This window comes from Pollutimonas bauzanensis (genome assembly GCF_040393045.1).
Lineage (GTDB): Bacteria > Pseudomonadota > Gammaproteobacteria > Burkholderiales > Burkholderiaceae_B > Pollutimonas > Pollutimonas bauzanensis_A.
The window spans coordinates 1-4,424 of the sequence record NZ_JBEBUX010000198.1 but is presented as its reverse complement, the minus strand read 5'-3'; the positions used below and the strand labels follow the sequence as shown (position 1 = coordinate 4,424).

The following is a 4,424-nucleotide window of genomic DNA, read 5'->3' as shown; positions in this document are numbered from 1 at the left end:
GTATCGCCGGAAACCATAGAATTCACCTCGCGCTTGATCGAGAAAAAACTTTCCGATTTTGGCGTCAAGGCGGTGGTTGTATCGGCACAGGCCGGTCCTGTTATTACGCGCTATGAAATTGAGCCGGCTACCGGCGTCAAGGGCAGCCAGATCGTTAATCTGGCTAAGGATCTTGCCCGCGCCTTGAGCCTGGTCAGTATCCGGGTGGTCGAAACCATACCCGGAAAAAATCTGATGGGCTTGGAGCTGCCCAATGCCAAGCGGCAAATGGTCAAGCTTTCCGAAATTATCGGTTCGCAAACCTATCATGCCGGCGCATCAATGCTGACCATGGCGCTGGGCAAAGATATCGCCGGCAATCCTGTCGTGGCCGATCTGGCCAAAATGCCCCACTTGCTTGTGGCCGGTACGACCGGCTCAGGTAAGTCGGTCGGTATCAACGCCATGATCCTGTCCTTGCTGTACAAGGCCGATGCCACCCAGGTGCGCTTGATCCTCATCGATCCAAAAATGCTCGAAATGAGCGTGTATGAGGGCATTCCCCATTTATTGGCGCCTGTAGTCACTGACATGCGCCATGCCGCCAACGCCCTGAATTGGTGCGTAGGCGAAATGGAAAAGCGTTATCGCCTGATGAGCAAAATGGGTGTGCGCAATTTGGCTGGTTACAACACCAAGATTCGCGATGCGATCAAACGCGAAGAGCCCATTCCCAATCCGTTCTCTCTGACGCCTGATGCGCCAGAACCATTGTCGACCTTACCCATGATTGTGGTCGTCATCGACGAGCTGGCCGATTTGATGATGGTGGTGGGTAAGAAGATTGAAGAGCTCATTGCGCGTCTCGCCCAGAAGGCGCGTGCGGCGGGCATCCACCTGATCCTGGCTACGCAGCGACCCAGTGTCGACGTCATTACGGGCTTGATCAAGGCGAACATCCCTACCCGCATTGCCTTCCAGGTATCGTCGAAAATCGATTCCCGCACCATACTTGACCAGATGGGCGCCGAAGCCTTGCTGGGTCAGGGCGATATGCTTTATTTACCGCCAGGCTCAGGCTTTCCCGCACGGGTCCATGGTGCGTTCGTGCACGATGACGAAGTTCATCGCGTGGTAGAGTCTCTCAAGGCACAAGGCGAGCCTAACTATATTGAAGGTCTGCTGGAAGGCTCGATCGAAGGTGAAACGGGCGATGGCCTGGGCGGCGTAACGGGTTTTGCGGATGCGGAATCCGATCCTTTGTACGATCAGGCGGTTGAAGTCATCTTGAAGAACCGGCGCGCGTCGATCTCTTCTGTGCAGCGTCATTTGCGTATCGGCTACAACCGGGCCGCGCGCCTATTGGAACAAATGGAGCAGGCCGGGATGGTCTCGGCCATGCAATCCAATGGCAATCGTGAAATTCTGGTTCCAGCGGGGAATGCATCAAATGAAGATTAAACATTGGGCCGGAAAACTCAAGGCGGCCTTGCTTGCGGCGGTGTTGGTTGCAAGCCCCTTGGCAGCGTGGGCGGCCGATGCGCCGGCGCAATTGCGGGACTTCGCCGCGAAGGTGAATTCGGGCACAGGGCAGTTCACCCAGCAGACTGTCGATGCGAAAGGCGGCGCCAGTAAGCGCCCTCAGTCCGGCGAGTTCTCTTTCAAGCGACCCGGCCAATTCAAGTGGGCCGTCAAAAAGCCTTATGAACAGCTGATCGTATCCGACGGCAAGTTGGTGTATCAGTACGATCCCGACTTGGCTCAAGTCACCGAGCGCGCGGTGGACAAGTCTATCGGTGCGTCGCCTGCCGCCATACTGTTTGGTTCCGGCTCGCTGGACGAGGCTTTTACGATTGCAGCCTTGCCTGGCAAAGATGGGCTGGATTGGTTGCGCGCCACGCCGCGTGGTGCTGACGCCGGCTTCACGCATGTGGACATTGCGTTCAAGGGCAATATGCCTGCGCGACTTGAGCTTCTGGATTCGTTTGGCCAGGTGACCCGCATTGAACTCAGCGAAATTGTGGCGAATCCCAAGTTGGCGGCCAACGAATTCCAATTCGTGCCGCCCAAAGGTGTTGATGTTGTCAAAATGTAGGCCTGGTTCCAGCAACTTGTCATGATGAGCTCCCAGGATTTGTTCACATCTTCCACCGGCGCCGCTTATGCGCCTTTGGCCGAACGCATGCGTCCGCGCACGCTGGACGAGGTCGTAGGCCAGTCTCACTTGCTGGGGCCGGGTAAGCCGTTGCGCGTTGCGTTTGAGTCCGGTCGTCCGCATTCCATGATTTTTTGGGGCCCGCCCGGCGTGGGTAAGACCACGCTGGCACGCCTGATGGCTGCAGGGTTTGATGCCCAGTTCCTGGCGATGTCGGCTGTGCTGGGCGGCGTGAAAGATATACGCGAAGCCGTCGTCTCTGCCCAAGTAGCGCAAGGGCAGGGCCGGCGAACCATCCTCTTTGTCGACGAAGTGCATCGCTTCAACAAGGCCCAGCAAGACGCTTTTCTGCCTTATGTGGAAAGTGGCCTGTTCACTTTTATCGGTGCGACAACAGAAAACCCCTCTTTCGAAGTCAATTCCGCACTGCTGTCGCGTGCACGGGTTTACGTACTGCAGTCTTTATCGGTCGATGAGTTGCAGCAACTCATTGACCGCGCCATCATTATCCTGAACCAGGACTTGCCGCCAGGAACCGATTCATCGGCTGCCGACCGCGGGGACGACGATACGGAAGCCAATGTATTGGAGTTCGATCCGGCGGCGCGCGACCAGTTGGCCCGTTGGGCCGATGGCGATGCGCGCCGTGTCATCAATGCGATGGAAGTGGTTGCCGAGTCGGCGCATGGCGCCGGACGCCACCTGGTCGATGCGGAATGGCTGGAAACCTCGTTGTCGCAAGACCTACGCCGTTTCGACAAAGGCGGAGATGCCTTTTACGACCAGATCAGCGCCTTGCATAAATCGGTTCGGGGCTCGGATCCCGATGCCGCTTTGTACTGGTTCGTGCGCATGCTCGATGGCGGCGCCGATCCGCGTTATTTGTCGCGCCGTCTAGTGCGCATGGCCATAGAAGACATAGGCCTGGCTGACCCCAGGGCGACGGAATTGGCTTTGAATGGGGCCGACATCTACGAACGTCTCGGTTCGCCCGAAGGCGAGCTGGCACTGGCCCAGGCTGTGGTCTACATGGCCTGCGCCGCCAAGTCCAATGCGGTATATAGCGCCTATAACGCCGCGCGTCGTTATGTTGAACAAAACGGCAGCGCGCCCGTTCCGGTGCACTTGCGCAATGCGCCGACCAAGCTCATGAAAGAGCTGGGTCATGGCAAGGCATACCGTTATGCGCACGACGAGCCGCATGGGTATGCCGCAGGCGAAAATTATTTTCCCGACGGCGTGCGCGCCCGGTTCTACACACCGACCGATCGTGGACTGGAAGGTAAAATCTCCGAGAAGCTGGCTTTTCTGCGAGACCTGGACAGGCAGAGCAAGTCGAGTTAATGGCGTTTCCCTAGTACGCCGCGTAGAAACGCTATCATTCATCTTATTCATTTATTTTTGGCTTAATCATGTTAGATCCCAATCAGTTGCGTAAAGACTTGCCCTCGGTTGTCAAGGCGTTGGCCCTGCGCGGCGTGTCGTTCGATACCGAGCGTTTCAGCCAGCTTGAAGCTCGCCGTAAGTCGGTTCAAGTGGAAACCGAAGCTTTGCAGGCTCGGCGAAATGCCGTGTCCAAGCTGATTGGTCAATTGAAGTCGAAGGGTGAAGACGCCAGTAAAGAAATGGCCGAATCGCAAGAAATTCCAGCACGTCTGAAAGAGCTGGAAATAGCGCTGGCTGAAGTGCAGGGCGAACTTGGCGATTGGTTGATGACCTTGCCCAACTTGCCTCATGACAGCGTGCCGGCTGGCGCGTCCAGCGATGACAACGTCGAAGTGCGGCGCTGGCTGCCTGAAAATGTGCAGGCCGATGCGCAAGGCAATCCCGTGCCGCTTGCTTTCGAACCCAAGGATCACGTAAGCCTGGGCGAACCTATCGGCCTGGACTTTGAAACAGCGCGCAAATTGTCTGGCGCTCGTTTCATGATGCTGCGTGGGCCAATGGCGCGCCTGCACCGTGCGCTTGCCCAGTTCATGCTCGACCTGCAAACCACTGAACATGGCTACCAGGAATGCTATACCCCCTATATCGTCAATAGTTCGACGCTTTTCGGCACAGGCCAATTGCCGAAATTCAAAGATGATATGTTCTGGGTTACCAAAGGTGGCCAGGACGACGAGCCCAATCAGGACGAGCAAGGCAATGATATTGTCAGTGAAGACCTATACCTGATTTCTACATCGGAGATCACGCTTACGGCTTCGATGCGGGATACGATCACACCACAGCAGGATCTTCCCATTAAATTGACCGCGCATACGCCTTGCTTCCGTTCCGAAGCGGGCAG

The 4,424-nt window shown here is 56.6% G+C and carries 4 protein-coding genes; all 4 read left to right on the top strand.

All coding sequences use genetic code 11. The annotated features are described in order from the left end of the window. Positions 1-1,440: DNA translocase FtsK (locus tag ABWO67_RS19120; protein WP_353154880.1), on the top strand; the 1,440-nt coding region annotated here is incomplete at its 5' end. Next, positions 1,430-2,074 (top strand): outer membrane lipoprotein chaperone LolA, encoded by a 645-nt coding sequence (gene lolA / locus ABWO67_RS19115; RefSeq protein WP_353154877.1) that lies wholly within the window; start codon positions 1,430-1,432, stop codon positions 2,072-2,074. The genes ABWO67_RS19120 and lolA, both read left to right, overlap by 11 nt. A gap of 21 nt (positions 2,075-2,095) precedes the next feature. After that, positions 2,096-3,478: a replication-associated recombination protein A gene (locus tag ABWO67_RS19110; protein WP_502930059.1), complete on the top strand. Its 1,383-nt coding sequence runs from the start codon at positions 2,096-2,098 to the stop codon at positions 3,476-3,478. Positions 3,479-3,546: 68 nt separating this feature from the next. Further along, positions 3,547-4,424, top strand: an 878-nt coding sequence (locus tag ABWO67_RS19105) for a serine--tRNA ligase (RefSeq protein ID WP_502930058.1), incomplete at its 3' end; no start/stop codon positions are given.